Here is a 17770-nt window from a genome sequence, read left to right on the forward strand (position 1 = left end):
GGGGTGCCAGTAAGAGATGAAAGGACTATTTAAAGGATTAAAATATACATTAAGTAATTTAAGCAAGAAGAAGGTAACGTATGATTATCCAAATCAACCGTTGCCGTTGCCAGACCGTTTTCGGGGAATTCAAAAATTTTATCCGGAAAAATGTATTGTTTGTAATCAATGCTCTAACATTTGTCCGACAGACTGTATTCAGTTAACAGGAAAGAAACATCCGGATCCTACGAAAAAAGGAAAAATTATCGACACGTATGATATTAATTTTGAAATTTGTATTCTTTGTGATTTATGTACAGAAGTTTGTCCGACAGAGGCAATTGTCATGACAAATAACTTTGAACTCGCGGAATATTCACGTGATGACTTATTTAAAAATTTGCAGTGGCTTGACGAAAACGACGAAAACGTCAGGAAGGAGAATAAGGCATGAATGGCGAGTTTGTAGCATTCTTTATACTATCCTTGTCTGCAATTATCGGCGGTGTTCTTATGTTGAACTTAACGAAAGTTATGCACATGATGCTAGCTCTCGTTCTGACATTTCTCAGTATTGCAGGTTTGTATTTTCTTTTATCAGCCGAATTTATAGGCGTTGCACAAATTTTACTTTACTCTGGTGCAATCACAATTATTATGATTTTCGGCATTATGTTAACGAAACATAACGCGGAAAATGAATCGCATCTTACTCTTCGAAAATGGATTATCTTCTTTGCAGTTGTAGCATTTGGAGCGGTTATGTATTTCGCTGTTAATAATGTTGATTTTGCAAATGAAAGCACACAAGGAAGTTTACCTCTCCATGAAAACAACACACTCCAAATCGGTACGCTTCTCTATTCAAAATATATTATTCCATTTGAACTAACTTCAGTTATTTTACTTGTAGCACTTGTTGGCGCGATTATACTTGCGAAAAAGGACGAGAAAGAGGAGGATTCCAATGAGTAGTGTTCCGGCTTCTGCATATTTAACACTTGCGATTATTTTGTTTTGCATCGGTTTATTTGGAGCTTTAACAAAGCGGAATACAGTAATCGTATTAGTTTGTATCGAATTAATGCTGAATGCTGCCAATTTAAACTTAGTGGCGTTTAGTAAATTAGGCCTATTTCCGAATTTAACAGGTCAAATTTTCTCACTGTTTACGATGGCTGTAGCGGCAGCGGAAGCGGCGGTAGGACTCGCTATTTTAATTGCTTTGTATCGTAATCGTACGACAGTTCAGGTGGATGAAATGGATACTCTCAAAGGATAGCATTGTGACCGAAAAAGGGGGAAGGAAACAATGATCGATTATGCATGGCTCATACCGCTTTTCCCACTCGTTTCGTTTTTGTTACTTATTATATTCGGGAAGAAAATTAGAGAAGGAAGCAGCGTACTTAGTATTTTTTTCGTCTCTCTCTCCTTTATACTTGCGGTACTTGTGTTAATAGAAAGATTTTCAGAAGCAAGTGTGAAGCATAAGTGGATGTGGCTTAGAGCCGGAGATGTTGATATATCATTCGGCTTTGAAGTGACTGCATTAGGAGCTTTAATGTTGTTTATCGTTACGCTTGTGAGTCTGCTTGTACATGTGTATTCGAAAGGTTATATGAAAGGTGATGAACGATTACCAACCTTTTACGCATATTTAGGACTCTTTACATTTGCGATGTTAGGGCTTGTTATATCAACGAATTTATTACAGCTTTATATATTTTGGGAATTAGTTGGCCTTGGCTCATTTTTACTTATCGGTTTTTATTTCTTTAAAGAAGAAGCAAAGGCTGCTGCAAAAAAGGCTTTTATTATGACCCGTATTGGGGATGTTGGTTTATTTATCGGGATGATTTTAATTTTTTGGTATGCAGGTAGTTTTGAATATGACGCAATATTTAGGGCGATTTATACAGGGGATTTACCTCCTTACATGATTACGATAACGGCGATATTAATTTTTATCGGGGCGATGGGGAAATCAGGTCAGTTCCCGCTTCATACGTGGTTGCCAGATGCAATGGAGGGGCCAACGCCTGTTTCGGCACTTATTCACGCGGCGACGATGGTTGCAGCGGGCGTATATTTAGTAGCGACGATGTTCCCATTATTTTCGGCAAGTGCGGTAGCGATGCAGACAGTGGCAATCGTTGGAGCTTTCACTGCAATCTTTGCGGCCTCTATCGGTCTTGTGCAAACAGATATAAAGAGAGTACTTGCTTATTCTACAGTTAGCCAGCTTGGATATATGATGCTCGCGTTAGGTTCTGCCGGTTATGTAGCCGGTGTCTTCCATTTAACGACACACGCCTTTTTTAAAGCACTACTATTCTTGGCAGCAGGAAGTGTAATTCATGCAGTGCATACGCAAAACATTAATAAAATGGGCGGTTTACAGAAGAAGATGAAAGTAACTGGTACGCTATTTCTAATAGGTACCCTTGCCATTAGCGGTGTTCCGCTCCTTTCCGGTTTTTTCAGCAAAGATGAAATTTTAGCGGCGACTTGGATGAATGGCAATTACGTTTTATTTACTTTAGCAGTAATTGCGGCGTTTTTGACAGCGTTTTATATGTTCCGCCTATACTTTCTTGTCTTTACCGGAGAAACGAAGACGAAGGAAGATGTGCATGAGTCGCCCCGCGTTATGACGTATCCAATGATTGTTCTCGGCGTTCTTGCGGTAGTGGCAGGATATATAAATACACCATGGTTTGGGACGTTTCTCGGAGATTGGTTGACGAAAGATGTAGGGTTTAAGGTTGAAGAAGTGCATGGTCCAGTTTGGATTATGATTGTTGCGACGCTCGTTTCATTTGCGGGAATCGCTCTTGCATATTTCATATATGGCAAGAAATCAATTTCTAGAGATTGGGCTGGGGGTACGGAAACATCGCTTTATAATATTTTGAAAGAAAAATATTATGTGGATGAACTATACAATATGACGGTGATCCCTATTACGAAAGGAATCGCTCATGTGCTTCGCTTATTTGAAGTGTATGTAGTCGAGGGAATTGCAGTTTTAATTGGAAGCGTAGTTAAAGGCACAAGTAATCTTGGATCGAAACTTCAAAACGGGAATGTACAAGTGTACGGTACTGTAACGGCGGTTTCGCTCGCTGTACTCGTCATTATTTTGCTCTATACGGGAGGGGATTTACGATGAATGATTTGTTGTTAACGTTCTTCATTTTTTCCCCGCTTTTAGGAATTTTATTGCTTGTATTAACACCGAAAAAGGAATTGCGTACAGTGCGGGCGCTTGGCTTATTTGGGACGGCACTTCCATTTGGAATCGCTATCGTCCTCGCTTGTACATATGCTTCTGGAAAGAGCTTGTCACTATTTGATGAAAAGGTGAAATGGATTAAGTTCGGAGATTTTACAGCGGTGGATAAAAGGTGGTTTTCTATTTATTACGAGCTCGGTATTGATGGTTTATCGCTTGTTATGATGGTACTGACGGCTCTTCTAGCGATGCTTGCAGCAATTGCAGCCTTTTCTATTAAAAGAAATTTAAAAGCATTTTATATGCTGTTACTCATGCTAGAAATAGGGATGCTCGGCGTCTTTGCTGCTCAAAACTTAATGTTGTTTTTTATCTTCTTTGAAATTACGTTGCCACCAATGTTCTTATTGATTGGGAAGTGGGGAAAATTGTCGAGCGAAAAGGCTGCGTATAGTTATTTAATATATAACGGTATTGGCTCAGCTATTTTGCTCATTGTTTTTTCGATTTTGTTCGCGAAAACAGGTACAACAAATATTGTGGAGCTAAAAGAGATATTAAGAAGCGTAAGTGCAGAAGGAGAACTCGTCATCCCAAGTAGCTTGCAGCTTGGCGTATTTATCGCCATAATGATTGCCTTTGCAATTAAACTACCTGTTTTTCCGTTGCACCGCTGGATGGTCAATGTGCACATAGAAGCGCATCCAGCTGTAGTTATGCTTCATGCTGGTGTTTTGTTAAAGATTGGAGCGTACGGTATTATTCGCTTCGGGAAAGGGCTATTCCCGGAATATTTTCACGATGTTGCAACGCTAATTGCGATATTAGGTGTAATTAATTTATTATATGGTGCCTTTTTAGCGCTCATCCAAACGGACTTTAGGAAAGTACTGGCTTACTCTAGTATTTCGCATATGGGAATTGTTTTAATGGGGCTCGCGGCACTTAATGCACCGGGTACACAAGGGGCGTTATTCCAGGTTGTATCGCACGGTTTAATTGCAGCCTTGCTGTTTTTCTTACTCGGTGTTATAGAACAACGTTTCGGAACATCAGACATTACAGCGCTTGGTGGACTCGCAAAAAGTGTCCCAGTACTTAGCGGCTTCTTCTTAGCAGGAGGAATGGCATCGCTTGGATTACCAGGGATGTCTGGGTTTGTTAGCGAATTTCTTGCCTTTCTCGGTTTATTTCAAGGAGAGCCCGTCATTGCTGCAGTCGGTGTGATTGGCATCATTTTAACCGCTGTATATGTATTAAGGGCGACACTTCAAGTGACATTTGGAAAGAAAGAGTGGGAAGCAAAATCTGATATACATGGATGGGAGTATGTCCCTGTCTTACTGCTTATCTTTTGTATTATTGCAATTGGAGTTATGCCAGAGATACTAGGGGATCCGCTTCAAAATACATTGAAAACATTGGGGGTGAAGTAGGATGGATATGAATACGTTACTTAGCTTATCGTGGCATCTAATGGTGCCAGAATTTATTATTCTCGGGGCCGCCATCCTTCTTTCCATATGTGATTTGTTTTTTAAGCTGAATCATAGATATGTAGCTCTTGGTGCGATCGCTGCCATCGTATTAGCACTTGTGTCATTAATTACGCTATATAGCGAACCAGCTGGAGATATTTTAAACGGATCGTTTGTGTTAGATGGATTTTCAAAAGGGTTTAAAACGTTGTTATTAGGCGCCTCAGCTCTCATTTTATGCATCGCAATGAGCGATGATAAGAAGAATCCGATTGAAGATAAGGGCGAATATTATTACTTATTTTTAATGGCACTTCTTGGTGCGATGTTCATGGCTTCTAGTGTTGACTTTATCACCCTTTTCGTTGGTTTAGAGTTACTTTCACTTTCTTCTTATATTTTAGTAGGAATACGAAAAAAGAGCCGTGCATCAAATGAAGCGGCAATGAAATACGTCATTAGCGGAGGAATTGGAACGGCGATTACGCTCTTCGGAATGAGTTATTTATACGGTATTACAGGTTCAACTAACATTGTAGATATGCAAAATGTACTCACTGGGGAGCTCGCTAGTGGTATTCAGTTATTGCTAGCACTCGCATTTCTTTTATTGCTAGTCGGTCTCTCATTTAAAATTGCCACAGTGCCGTTTCATATGTGGGCACCTGATGTGTATGAAGGAGCGACTACACCTGTTACTGCCTTTCTTGGAACGATTTCTAAAATTGCTGGGTTCCTACTCATTATTCGTTTGTTCCTTATGGTTTTTGCAAGTGTATTAATACAAGGAGATATGCAATCTTTATATGGGCATATGAGTATATATATTGCGGTGCTAGCAAGTATTACGATGATTGTTGGGAATGTAGTCGCGTTAAAACAATACAACATAAAACGTTTATTTGCTTATTCAGGCATTGCGCATGCTGGGTATTTGCTCGTTCCACTTGTGGCATTATCACCATTTACGCTGGATAGCATGTGGTTTTATATGTTGGCATACATGCTTATGAATATAGGCGCGTTTGCCATTATCCACGGCTTAATCTTACAAAACGATAAGGAAAATATAACGATTTTCACCGGATTATATAAGAAATCACCATTTGCAGCGATCATGATGACAATCTTTATTTTATCGCTGGCCGGGATACCAGGGACGGTTGGCTTCATTGGAAAGATTAACATCTTTTTAGGCGCGCTTCATGTAGAGCCAGCACATTACGTACTAGCTTCGATTATGATGGGTACGACAGTTGTTTCATTCGTATATTATTTCCGTATTTTACAACAAATGTTTTTCCGCACCGGAGAGACAGAAGAGAGGATACGGTTACCATTAAATATAAAGGTTGTTATGAGCCTTTGTGCAATTTCGATTGTAATACTAGGGATTATGCCGATGATTGGGTACAATTTCTTTTATGAATATTTTCCATTAATGAAAGATTTCTTCTTCTTAGGGAACGTGGTACAATAGTGAAAATAAAAGGTGTGGAGTCAGTACTCTGCGCTTTTTATTTTGTGTTAACTTGCAATGTAGATATACGTTTTTTGAAAGAAAATCACGATGTAAAATGTAAGATGTCTATGTGCATTTGAAAAAGTGTGGCTCCTACTTATTATGGTATCGTTTTTATATTCTTTCATAAGTAGTAGCTGAGTAAAAAGGGGTCGATTTTTTGGCACAACTTTTAGGGCAACAAGCACTGATTGCCATTGTTTCGCATTTATTGTTTATTACCATTACGTGGTGGGCTTTGCAAGGCATTCACATTGAGCGTTTAATGAAGTCCGGAAAAGTGCTGCAGACGCGAGTATTACTCATCTTAATTACAATTGCAATTGGGACATCTGTAAGTAACTTTTTCCTTGATTATTTAGGCTATTCGAAGAGTTTAACGTATTTAGTAAAGTAAGTGTATAGAACCTCAAATCTCCGTTAACAATGGGGATAGGAGGGGATGAAATTGAAGCTTAAAGCCATTCTTATTGTTGCACTTAGTGTTGTTTTATTTTTGGTTGGATATAGAGAGATGAAACCGATAAGCGATGAACAGAAAATGGAGAGCATGATCAAGGCTTTAGAGAAAAATGATGCTAAAGTAGAAAAATGGTCATGGTTAGCTAGAGAAACAAAAACAATTTCTAATATACATACGTTTCAAAAGTTGTTAAACGATGTGAAGGACAAGGCAAATATTCAAAAGTGGGAAGTAGAGCAATCTCCAGATGGATATAAAGCTACATCCTATAAAAAGTTTGCTTCTCATGAAGAACGAGTAGTAGTAACTTGGAGTAAAGAAAATACTAAAGAAAACACTTTCATTATCTTTGAAGTAAGTGGAGCGAAATGGGACCCGAAGTATGTTCAAAAAGTAAATAAAATTTTTAGTGAAAAACCTATAATTTACACTTGTGTTCAAGGTGTACTGAATGATAAGATTGAAGGTGTTTTGCAAAATAAAACCAATCAGGTTTTGAAAGATCTTTCAGCAAGAGCGATCGAACAAGTAGAAGAAAGAGCATTTGTGTCAGTCTCCGCATACAATAAAAAGTGGGATGACGCTCTTTCAACAAATAGAGAGAAAATAAATGTGCAAATAGCAATACGTTCTACAGACAACAAAGATACAATTGTGGTTGGCACACCGATCATAACTTCTGAGTATTGAGTGAATAGATACTGAAAAAAGGACACGGAGGGGAATAATTTGGAAAAGATCATCGTCCGTGGCGGAAAGCGGTTAAACGGCACAGTGCGTGTTGAGGGCGCAAAAAATGCTGTATTACCTATAATCGCTGCAGCCCTATTAGCGAGTGATGGAAAGAATGTACTATCTGAAGTACCAGTTTTGTCTGATGTATACACAATTAATGAGGTATTACGTCATTTAAATGCTGAAGTCGTATTTGAAAATAATCAAGTAACAATCGATTCTTCTAAAGAACTAAACATTGAAGCACCATTTGAATATGTACGTAAAATGCGTGCATCTGTTCAAGTAATGGGACCATTATTAGCACGTAACGGTCGTGCTCGTATTGCACTTCCTGGTGGATGTGCAATCGGTTCACGTCCAATTGACCAACATTTAAAAGGCTTCGAAGCAATGGGAGCAAAAGTACAGGTTGGTAACGGTTTTGTTGAGGCATATGTTGAGGGAGAACTAAAAGGAGCTAAAATCTACTTAGACTTCCCAAGCGTAGGCGCGACAGAAAACATTATGTCTGCAGCTACATTAGCAAAAGGGACAACAATTCTTGAAAACGCAGCGAAAGAACCAGAGATCGTTGACTTAGCTAACTTCTTAAATGCGATGGGAGCGAAAGTACGCGGAGCTGGAACTGGAACGATTCGTATCGAAGGCGTTGATAAATTATATGGTGCAAACCACTCTATTATTCCTGACCGTATTGAAGCGGGAACATTCATGGTTGCAGCAGCAATTACTGGTGGAGACATCTTAATTGAAAATGCTGTACCTGAACATTTACGCTCAATTACAGCGAAAATGGAAGAAATGGGTGTTAAAATTATTGAGGAAAACGAAGGTGTACGTGTTATCGGCCCAGATAAGTTAAAAGCGGTTGATATTAAAACTATGCCTCACCCAGGTTTCCCAACAGACATGCAATCACAAATGATGGCATTATTACTACAAGCTGATGGAACAAGCATGATTACAGAAACGGTATTCGAAAACCGCTTTATGCACGTTGAAGAATTCCGTCGTATGAATGCTGATATTAAAATTGAAGGTCGTTCTGTTATTATGAACGGTCCAAACAGCTTACAAGGTGCTGAAGTAGGCGCAACTGATTTACGTGCTGCAGCTGCATTAATCTTAGCTGGTTTAGTATCAGAAGGTTATACTCGTGTAACTGAGTTAAAACATCTTGACCGTGGTTATGTAGATTTCCATAAGAAATTAGCTGCATTAGGTGCAACTATTGAACGTGTAAACGAAAAAGTAGAAGAAGTGAAAGAACAAGAAGTTTCTGATCTTCACGCTTAATTGAAATAGTCTCTATGTCTTTTGACATAGGGGCTATTTTTTTGGGTTATTACTGTTATAGTCAATAAATTCTATACTTATGCACGTACCAGTAAAAATATTTAGAAAATTTCCGTTTTATGCTCTTCCCCTTAAGTATGTTCTAAAAGAAAGAGTTGTTCCATAAGAATGAATGGAGTAAAGCTTTTATATTGGGGGAAAATAGGATGAAATTTTCAAAGCCACTTTTTATTACAGTAGCGCTCTTAATAGCGCTCGTTATCATTGTACCTGCAGCCCTTGTTATCCCATTTGCGAAAGCGAAAGTAGGGGAAGAAACGGCCTCTAAAACTCCTCCAGCGATAGAAAGTATACCAGCTCCAGGAAAAGTAGATACAGCGGTTCAAGTTGCTGTATATCGTGAGAAACAAAAGAAGGTAGAATCATTACCTATGGAGGAGTATGTGACCGGTGTAGTAGCTTCTGAGATGAATGCCAGTTTTGAAATAGAGGCACTAAAGGCACAGGCATTAGCAGCAAGAACATTTGTAGTACAACGTATGCTAAGCGGAGGAAAGAAAAATAATGCAGACGTGACAGATACGGTGAAAGATCAAGTGTACAAAAGCAAAGATGAATTGAAGAAGCAATGGGGCAATAACTACGAAAATAATTTGAAGAAAATCGAAGAAGCTGTTTCGAAAACAGCAGGACAAGTTTTAACGTATGATGGAAAACCAATTTCAGCATCCTTCTTTTCAACGAGTAATGGCCGAACAGAAAATGCGGCTGATTACTGGGGAAATGATTATCCGTACTTAAAGAGTGTAGATAGTCCGTGGGATCAAGCTTCCCCGAAATTTACGAGCGAGCAAACATTTACAGTAGCTGATTTTCAAAAACGTCTCGGTGTGAAGGTGCTAGCAGACGGGAAGGTTGGAAACATTAAAGACCTTACGGAAGGAAAGCGCGTAAAGGATGTAGCTTTTCAAGGAAAAACATTAACAGGAAAAGAAGTTCGTGAAAAGTTAGATTTACGTTCTTCTGATTTCACGTGGAAACAACAAGGAGATAAAATCATCGTTACGACGAAAGGCTTCGGTCACGGCGTTGGTATGAGTCAATACGGGGCGAACGGCATGGCAGCGGAAGGAAAGAAATATACAGATATCGTCGCTCATTACTATAAAGGCGTTGAAATAAAGACGATGAATGATTATGAAGGAAAATTGATGGTGAAGAAATAGGTGTCAGAACTCTGGCACCTATTTTTTTCTGTTTAAAATATCATAATTTTCCATTAACTGTTTGATATAATAGGATAAAAAGGCATTTGGGGGAAATGAAATGGCGTTACTAGAGTTGAAACAATTAGGGAAGGCGAACCAGTTACCGGCAATTGAGCTAGAGGTGGAGAAGGGACAATGTATTGTTTTGCAATGCAATAATCATACAGCTAAAGTGTTACACCGCATCATTATTGGTGAAGAAGAGGCGTCGACTGGCAATGTACTGTTTGAAGGGGAAGCAATTGGAAAGAAAAATTATTCCCGCATCGGTTTTTGTTTTTTGAAAGATGAGGCATATGATCGTTTGAAGGTGAAAGAATACTTTAAATTTTTATTAGGGCTTTATGAATCAAAGATAAGTATAGAAGAAGTTGTGCAGTCTGTTGGTCTCCTAGATAAACTAAACGTTAAAATAGAAAAATTATCATTTTCAGAGAAACGCCGTCTTCATATCGGGCGAGTGATGATTCATAATCCGGATTTAGTTATTTTGGAAGAGCCAGAGCAAAATGTAGATATAGAGAGTACGGTTATTATTCGAAAAGCAATCATGAAAATGAAAGAACAAGGAAAGGCGATTTTTATTACGTCATCTTTCCTATCGGATGCCCTTTCGTTAACGGAAGATGTATATATACTAAACAATGATGGTGTGAAAAAAGTAGAAATTGAACAAGAGGAAGCAGAAAAAGTCGATGAAGAGAAGGTCGTTCAAATAATTCCGCAAATGAAGTTAGAAAGAATACCTGCGAAAGTGAACGATAAAATCATTTTACTTGATCCGATGGAAATCCATTTCATTGAAACGCAAAACGGAGTGACACATATTCACGTTCGTGAAGGGGATTTTGTATGTGCATTAACATTAAGCGAACTAGAAGCGAGATTAACAGGTTTTGGTTTCTTTAGATGTCATCGCTCGTACCTTGTAAATTTACAAAGAGTACGAGAAGTGATTACTTGGACTCGTAACAGTTTCAGTTTAATTTTGGATGACGAAAGAAAAAGTTCAATTCCGCTTTCAAAAGGACGCATGGATGAATTAAAAGGTGTGATTGGGCTATAAAAAGTGCTCCAATAAGCTCAACATGCGATTCATTCACCGGTAAAAATACTCCTTTTACCGGTATTTTACTGCGTAAACCCTTTGTTTTTCATATGATTGAGTCAAGAAAAGCGAAACAAACAAACGAAAAGCGCTAAAGCGACTTTCATCTATAAAGAAGAAAAACAAAGGGGATGAAGAAATGAAATTGGCAATTGAAATGAAAGATGTAATGAAAAGTTTCAGTGGAAAAACGGCACTTCGAAATGTAAATATTGAGGTGAAGCAAGGAGAGATATTCGGATTCCTCGGACCGAGTGGATCTGGTAAGACGACAACAGTAAAAATTTTAACTTCTCAATTGCTTCATAGTGTTGGAACGGTAAGAGTATTAGGGAAAGATATTACAGGACCAAGTAGCATCGATTACAAACGAATTGGTATTTTAACAGATAACAGCGGCTTATATGAAAGACTTAGCATTTATGATAACTTATTATTATTTTGTGACTTATACGATTGTAAAAAAGAAAGAATCGATGAAGTACTAACACAAGTAAATTTATTAGATGATAAAAAAACACCAGTAAAGAAACTATCAAAGGGAATGAAGCAACGCGTCACACTGGCAAGAGCAATCCTTCATAAACCAGATATCCTCTTCTTAGACGAACCAACATCTGCACTCGATCCAGTAAACGTACAAAACATTCATAAAATCTTAAAAGACTTAAATGAAGAAGGAACGACAATTTTCTTAACGACTCACAACATGGATGAAGCAGAAACGCTTTGTAACCGTATTGCCTTCCTTTGTGGCGGAGAAATTGTAGCGCTGGATACTCCAGAGAACCTACGCTTACAATACGCTAAGGATCAAATACAGGTCGTATTAAAAGATAAACAAAAAGAAGTAGTGCAAAAAGATGAATTAGGTGCAAAACGTATTTCAGAATGGATGAACAAAGGAGAATTACTATCCATTCATTCACACGAACCAACGCTAGGTGATATCTTTATTGAAGTTACTGGGAGGGGATTATAATGACTTTTTCAATGAGACGTGTATCAGCTATTTTTAGAAAAGAAGTACAAGATTTTAAGACAAATTCACAAGTGTTGTTAATGGCATTTTTACCAATTATACTTTCATTTTTGTTTAGCAGATTTGGAGTGGGAAAGGAAATGTTAGGCATTACTACTATAACGGCCTTCCTATTTGTCGCAGGCTTTGTTCAATCTATGGTAATTGCAGAAGAAAAAGAAAAACATACATTGCGTGTATTAATGCTATCACCAGCATCTTCGGTTGAAGTTCTACTTGGAAAAAGTATATTAACAGCATGTTTGACATTGGGCATTTGTATTGTGAACTTATTTATTTTGGATCAATTCAGTGGAAATCTATTATTGCTAGGATTTATTTTCTTATGTGGAACAATTCTATTTATTGTGATTGGAACAATGATTGGATTGTTAGCTGCATCTGTACCACAAACATCAATAATTGGAATGCCGATATTAATGACGATGTATTTGGCTGTACAGTTTGAGCCAATGGTTGAAAATAAAGTAATTAAGACGATGATTGGATATCTTCCAACATCTCATATTGTGAAAGCACTTAACAGCTTAGTAGGTGGGGCGGGGTTTAGTAGTATTAGTGGGCATGTATTAAATGTTGCAATTTGGCTTATTATTGCGCTTATTGCATGTTTAATCGTATATAAGAAGAAACAAATGGACTAAAAACTGGGCCGAAACGCTCAGTTTTTTCTTTTTTCTATCATTTCCTCGGAAATTTTACATTTCTTATACATATTTTTACAAATTTTGTCGAAAAGTAATTAGTTATACGTTGTATAGGATACGTGAATATTGTTCAAAATGATTGCTGAGGTGATGATGGAATGCGAGGAAGAAATAATAAAAAGTCGCAAAAGGTAGTACATTTATTTCAAAAAAGATGGGTGTTTCCGGCACTATACATTGCTTGTGCAGCGGTAATCTTAATGGTTGCGCTATGGTTCCAAGGAGCTAATCCGAAGAAGACTCCAAACCACGATCAAGCAACACCGTATACACAATCGGAAGATCCAGCAGTACCAGTAACGAAATCTTCAGAAGTAGTGAAAATGCCAGCTGCCGCGAATGCGGAAGTAGTCGTACAAAAGAAATTCTATGAAGATGCAGCAACTGAGGCGGAACAAGAAAAAGCACTTGTCTTTTATAACAACACATATTCCCCAAACAAAGGAATTGACATTGCTGCGAAGAATGGAAAAGAATTCAATGTTGCCGCTGCTTTAAGTGGTACAGTAACGAAAGCTGAAAAAGATTCACTTCTTGGTTATGTTGTAACAGTTGATAGTGGAAATGGTGTAGCGGTATCTTATCAAAGCTTAGGCAGTGTGAAAGTAGAAAAAGGTGCAAGAGTTGCACAAGGTGAAGTATTAGGAACATCCGGTCTAAGTGCAATGAATAAAGAGGCAGGCTCTCACGTTCACTTTGAAGTACGTAAAGACAATGTGGCTGTGAACCCTGAACGTTACTTAAATAAATCAGTAACAGAAATTAAAGCTGATGCAGGTGCTGCAAAGGCTACGAATGCTTCTGGTAAAAAAGCTGATGACAAATCTCAAAAAGAAGAGAAGTCAACGAGCACGAAACCAGAAAATAAAACAGAAGACAAGTCTCAAAAAGAAGAGAAATCAACAAGCGGTTCAACTAGTGACAAAAAAGAAGAACCGAAGAAAGAAGAAAAATCAACAAACGGTTCTACAGAATCATCTAACGATTCTTCTTCACAAGAATAATAAAGTGAAAAAATCAGTTCTCACTAGGGGAGCTGATTTTTTTATTTTTATATAAAAATAATCAATTTCGAGAAAAAAGTTGTAAAAACAAGGAAAAATGACGAGATTCTCGAATATATATTACAAAAGGGAGGGGATACTGTGTCATTTTTGTTTGTTCTGTCGACTGCTATTATTTTATTGTTTGTTTTATTCACTTTATATTATTATATTGCCGGTAAGAAAGAGGTTCCCCACCATCAGTTGTTAGAAGAAGAATTGGAACGAGAAGAATGACGCCTTTTATACAAGGTGTCATTTTTTTTGGCCATAATAGTCAGTTTTAACGTATTTCTCACAAAAAAACGTAATTTTTCTTAACTTAGTCCGCAAAAATAGTGAACATGTAGCATATATCAGTAGTGCGGGCAATACAATGGTATAAACCAAAGCAAAGAGAGTGTTTGAGGTGAGAAATCGTGAATCATTTCATTATAAATCCAAGAATGTTTAACGCTTACAAACAGCACTCACACTTACTTCTTAGTCGTATGCAGCGAGGCTCATTTCACCCTTCTCACATCCAAATTAGGGAGGCGAGTGGTGTGCACGATTACATCAAAGAGAGAACTATCAAGATTGGTAAGTATATCGTGGAGACAAGAAAGACAGTGCGTGTCATTGCAAAGGAATTTGGGGTATCAAAGAGTACAGTCCATAAAGATTTAACAGAACGTCTACCAGAGATTAATCCAGAGCTCGCAAATGAAGTAAAAGAAATTCTTGATTATCATAAGTCTATTCGTCATTTAAGAGGTGGAGAAGCAACAAAGCAAAAGTATAGAAAAGAAGATGTAGAGAAGCCTGTACGTCAATAATGTTACAGTAGCAAACATTCCGTTCACATTCGGTAATATTTTTCAGAAGAATTCTTTTTGCGAATATTACGTTTCTGTTAAATTTATGATAAAATCAGAAATTAGGTGAAAAGAATTCGGGTGTAACCTGATTTTGAATATCGAGGAGGAAAAAACGGGAATGTTTGCGCGAGATATCGGAATTGACCTAGGTACGGCTAACGTATTAATTCATGTTAAAGGTAAGGGTATTGTATTAAATGAGCCATCTGTTGTGGCCATTGATCGTAATAGTGGTAAAGTATTAGCAGTCGGTGAAGAAGCGAGAAGTATGGTGGGACGTACGCCTGGTAATATTGTAGCAATTCGTCCACTTAAAGATGGTGTAATCGCAGATTTCGAGATTACAGAAGCAATGTTAAAGTATTTCATTAACAAATTGGACGTAAAGAGCTTCTTTTCAAAACCTCGTATTTTAATTTGTTGTCCAACAAATATTACATCAGTAGAACAAAAAGCAATTCGTGAAGCTGCTGAACGTTCAGGTGGTAAGACAGTATTTTTAGAAGAAGAACCAAAAGTAGCCGCAGTTGGTGCTGGTATGGAAATCTTCCAACCAAGCGGTAACATGGTTGTTGATATTGGTGGAGGTACAACAGATATCGCTGTACTATCTATGGGTGATATTGTTACCTCTTCCTCTATCAAAATGGCTGGCGATAAGTTTGATATGGAGATCTTAAACTATATTAAACGTAAGTATAAGCTATTAATCGGAGAACGTACTTCAGAAGATATTAAAATTAAAGTTGGTACAGTATTCCCAGGTGCACGTAGCGAAGAACTTGAAATTCGCGGACGTGACATGGTAACAGGCTTACCACGTACAATTACAGTATGCTCTGAAGAAATTACAGAAGCATTAAAAGAAAATGCAGCTGTTATTGTACAAGCTGCAAAAGGCGTATTAGAGCGCACACCACCAGAATTATCTGCAGATATTATCGACCGCGGTGTTATTCTAACAGGCGGTGGAGCTTTACTACATGGTATCGACATGCTTCTAGCAGAAGAACTAAAAGTACCAGTATTAATTGCTGAAAACCCAATGCACTGCGTTGCGGTTGGTACAGGTATTATGTTAGAGAATATCGACAGATTACCAAAGCGTGCTTTGAGATAATTTGAAAGAACTAAGGCTAATGCCTTAGTTCTTTTTTTCGTTTTTATATTTTTTTATTTTGTTTTTTGCGAAAATGGAAGGAAAATAGAGAAATATGAAGGAAACAGGTAAAATATTCATATATATGGTTAAATTTAATATTTCCTTAATTGAAAACGTTTATAATATAATGAGTCGAATACGACATTAAGGCAAATAATGTTTCAATACATATTGCCTTTCCCTAATTTGGGCATACACTCTTTTCTACCTCCGTGTCAGTTGCAAAAATGTGCAACTATTTTAATGGGATAGAGTGTGTGCATTTTTTTTAGGAAGTTGTGCTAAATATAAAATGTTACTTTGTAATGACAAACAATAAACAAAATGGGATAATAGCAATATGTCCAAGTGGTAAGACCAATATTACAAAAGGGGCGATTGTTACATGCTAAATATAGAACAAATTAAAGAAATCATTCCTCACCGCTATCCATTTTTACTTGTTGATAAAATATTAGAAGTAGATGAAGGCAAAAGAGCGGTTGGGATTAAAAATGTATCCGCAAACGAAGAATTCTTTAACGGACACTTCCCTGACTATGCAGTTATGCCTGGTGTACTTATTGTAGAAGCATTAGCGCAAGTCGGAGCAGTTGCAGTATTAAAGAAAGAAGAAAACCGCGGAAGACTTGCTTTCTTTGCAGGTATCGACAATTGCCGTTTCAAAAAACAAGTACGCCCAGGTGATCAGCTTCGTCTAGAAGTAGAAATGACACGCGTACGCGGCCCAATTGGAAAAGGAAAAGCAATCGCAACAGTAGATGGTGAAGTTGCATGTGAGGCAGAAATTACATTTGCGATTGGTGATAAAAAAGAATAGATAGTACTAAAAAATCTCCTTGTGAAAAGACAAGGAGATTTTTTAATTTATGATATATAACGATGAAACAATAATATACAAACTAATCAGAAAATTACTTGTAAATAGATGGAAATTACCATATACTTACTTTATTATTTATCTAGAAAACAGGATAAGTGATAAAGGTAATAAAGAAATAAGGGCATTGTCATATTGTTAAGGTACTTAAATAAGACAAAGTAGAATGTTATTGATTATGATGAAATGTGGGGAAATCAGCAAGAATATTAATTAGACGTATGAAATCGAGCATAAGAGAGAGAAAAGGGAAATGTCGCATTTCACAAAAGGAGATTATGAATATGTTCGGGAGAAAGAAAAGAAAACCATTACGACAATTAATTACACATAAAGAGCCTAAATCGCGTATTACAGAACAATACCGTAACATTCGTACAAACATTGAGTTTACATCTGTAGATAATCATGTTCGTTCTATTATTGTTACTTCAGCAGATCCAGGTGATGGGAAAACAACAACAATCGCAAACTTAGCAGTTGTTTTCGGACAACAAGGAAAGAAAGTTTTATTAATTGGAGCTGACTTGCGTAAGCCGACGTTACAAAACTTATTTGCCATTCATAGTTCAAATGGGTTAACGAACTTATTATCAGGACAAGCAAAACTTATGCAATGCATTCAAAAAACAGATATAGAGAACGTATACTTAATGGCAGCAGGTCCAATCCCGCCAAACCCAGCAGAACTATTAGGGAGCAGGGCAATGGACGAGGCATTACTAGAAGCATATAGCATGTTTGATATTATATTAATTGACACACCACCTGTCCTTGCGGTTACAGATGCACAAATACTTGCGAATAAATGTGATGGAATCGTACTCGTTGTACGAAGTGAAAAGACGGAAAAAGATAAAATCGTAAAAGCGAAACAAATATTAGATAAAGCATCAGGCAAAATACTAGGTGTCGTTTTAAACGATAAAAGAGAAGAAAAAGAACAGTATGGTTATTACTAAAATATAAAAAGCTAACAAAAA

At 37.4% G+C, this 17770-nt stretch carries 19 protein-coding genes; all 19 read left to right on the forward strand.

Going from position 1 to position 17770, the window contains the following annotated elements; genetic code table 11:
• Positions 1-16 precede the first annotated feature (16 nt).
• The 19 genes from nuoI to ACTJJY_RS11475 all read left to right on the forward strand — a co-directional run bounded on the left by nuoI (position 17) and on the right by ACTJJY_RS11475 (position 17749).
• Complete coding sequence (gene nuoI, locus ACTJJY_RS11385; protein WP_000677191.1) at positions 17-436, forward strand: NADH-quinone oxidoreductase subunit NuoI; 420 nt, start codon at positions 17-19, stop codon at positions 434-436.
• Positions 433-957, forward strand: coding sequence for an NADH-quinone oxidoreductase subunit J (locus ACTJJY_RS11390; protein ID WP_422423051.1), 525 nt, complete (start codon positions 433-435; stop codon positions 955-957). Before nuoI ends, ACTJJY_RS11390 begins: the two co-directional genes overlap by 4 nt.
• A complete protein-coding gene (gene nuoK, locus ACTJJY_RS11395) occupies positions 950-1264 on the forward strand; it encodes an NADH-quinone oxidoreductase subunit NuoK (RefSeq protein ID WP_000100079.1) in 315 nt (104 codons plus the stop codon). The genes ACTJJY_RS11390 and nuoK overlap by 8 nt, the downstream gene beginning before the upstream one ends.
• Before the next feature lie 30 nt (positions 1265-1294).
• Positions 1295-3157, forward strand: coding sequence for an NADH-quinone oxidoreductase subunit L (gene nuoL, locus ACTJJY_RS11400; RefSeq protein ID WP_440605533.1), 1863 nt, complete (start codon positions 1295-1297; stop codon positions 3155-3157).
• Positions 3154-4656, forward strand: a complete 1503-nt coding sequence (locus ACTJJY_RS11405) for an NADH-quinone oxidoreductase subunit M (protein ID WP_063549153.1) — start codon at positions 3154-3156, stop codon at positions 4654-4656. The genes nuoL and ACTJJY_RS11405 overlap by 4 nt, the downstream gene beginning before the upstream one ends.
• 7 nt (positions 4657-4663) lie before the next feature.
• A complete protein-coding gene (gene nuoN / locus ACTJJY_RS11410) occupies positions 4664-6178 on the forward strand; it encodes an NADH-quinone oxidoreductase subunit NuoN (protein WP_440605548.1) in 1515 nt (504 codons plus the stop codon).
• A gap of 202 nt (positions 6179-6380) precedes the next feature.
• Positions 6381-6617 carry a DUF1146 family protein gene (locus ACTJJY_RS11415; RefSeq protein ID WP_000057889.1) on the forward strand — a complete coding sequence of 79 codons (237 nt, stop codon included), beginning with the start codon at positions 6381-6383 and terminating at the stop codon, positions 6615-6617.
• A 51-nt stretch (positions 6618-6668) separates the two neighbouring features.
• A complete protein-coding gene (locus ACTJJY_RS11420; RefSeq protein WP_000767913.1) occupies positions 6669-7373 on the forward strand; it encodes a YwmB family TATA-box binding protein in 705 nt (234 codons plus the stop codon).
• A gap of 39 nt (positions 7374-7412) precedes the next feature.
• The gene (murA, locus tag ACTJJY_RS11425) at positions 7413-8717 is read left to right on the forward strand and encodes a UDP-N-acetylglucosamine 1-carboxyvinyltransferase (protein ID WP_000411275.1); all 1305 of its coding nucleotides are present in this window, start codon (positions 7413-7415) and stop codon (positions 8715-8717) included.
• Between the two features lie 206 nt (positions 8718-8923).
• The gene (gene spoIID, locus ACTJJY_RS11430) at positions 8924-9943 is read left to right on the forward strand and encodes a stage II sporulation protein D (protein ID WP_000672651.1); all 1020 of its coding nucleotides are present in this window, start codon (positions 8924-8926) and stop codon (positions 9941-9943) included.
• 100 nt (positions 9944-10043) lie between these two features.
• Complete coding sequence (locus tag ACTJJY_RS11435) at positions 10044-11051, forward strand: LytTR family transcriptional regulator DNA-binding domain-containing protein (RefSeq protein ID WP_053563319.1); 1008 nt, start codon at positions 10044-10046, stop codon at positions 11049-11051.
• 181 nt (positions 11052-11232) lie between these two features.
• Positions 11233-12075, forward strand: coding sequence for an ATP-binding cassette domain-containing protein (locus tag ACTJJY_RS11440; RefSeq protein WP_440605534.1), 843 nt, complete (start codon positions 11233-11235; stop codon positions 12073-12075).
• Positions 12075-12779, forward strand: a complete 705-nt coding sequence (locus ACTJJY_RS11445; protein WP_000144445.1) for an ABC transporter permease — start codon at positions 12075-12077, stop codon at positions 12777-12779. Before ACTJJY_RS11440 ends, ACTJJY_RS11445 begins: the two co-directional genes overlap by 1 nt.
• Before the next feature lie 161 nt (positions 12780-12940).
• The gene (locus tag ACTJJY_RS11450) at positions 12941-13846 is read left to right on the forward strand and encodes a M23 family metallopeptidase (protein WP_001214922.1); all 906 of its coding nucleotides are present in this window, start codon (positions 12941-12943) and stop codon (positions 13844-13846) included.
• A 141-nt stretch (positions 13847-13987) separates the two neighbouring features.
• The gene (locus ACTJJY_RS11455) at positions 13988-14122 is read left to right on the forward strand and encodes a hypothetical protein (RefSeq protein WP_000008903.1); all 135 of its coding nucleotides are present in this window, start codon (positions 13988-13990) and stop codon (positions 14120-14122) included.
• 308 nt (positions 14123-14430) lie between these two features.
• Complete coding sequence (gene spoIIID / locus ACTJJY_RS11460; RefSeq protein ID WP_000544012.1) at positions 14431-14703, forward strand: sporulation transcriptional regulator SpoIIID; 273 nt, start codon at positions 14431-14433, stop codon at positions 14701-14703.
• 160 nt (positions 14704-14863) lie between these two features.
• On the forward strand, positions 14864-15865 hold the full coding sequence (locus tag ACTJJY_RS11465; RefSeq protein ID WP_000457978.1) for a rod shape-determining protein: 1002 nt from the start codon (positions 14864-14866) through the stop codon (positions 15863-15865).
• 427 nt (positions 15866-16292) lie between these two features.
• Entirely contained in the window at positions 16293-16727 is a 435-nt protein-coding gene (gene fabZ, locus ACTJJY_RS11470; protein ID WP_000931959.1) for a 3-hydroxyacyl-ACP dehydratase FabZ, read from the forward strand.
• Between the two features lie 344 nt (positions 16728-17071).
• The gene (locus tag ACTJJY_RS11475) at positions 17072-17749 is read left to right on the forward strand and encodes a CpsD/CapB family tyrosine-protein kinase (RefSeq protein WP_440605535.1); all 678 of its coding nucleotides are present in this window, start codon (positions 17072-17074) and stop codon (positions 17747-17749) included.
• The last annotated feature ends 21 nt before the right edge of the window (positions 17750-17770 follow it).

Source organism: Bacillus sp. 22475 (assembly GCF_052044835.1).
GTDB lineage: Bacteria > Bacillota > Bacilli > Bacillales > Bacillaceae_G > Bacillus_A > Bacillus_A cereus.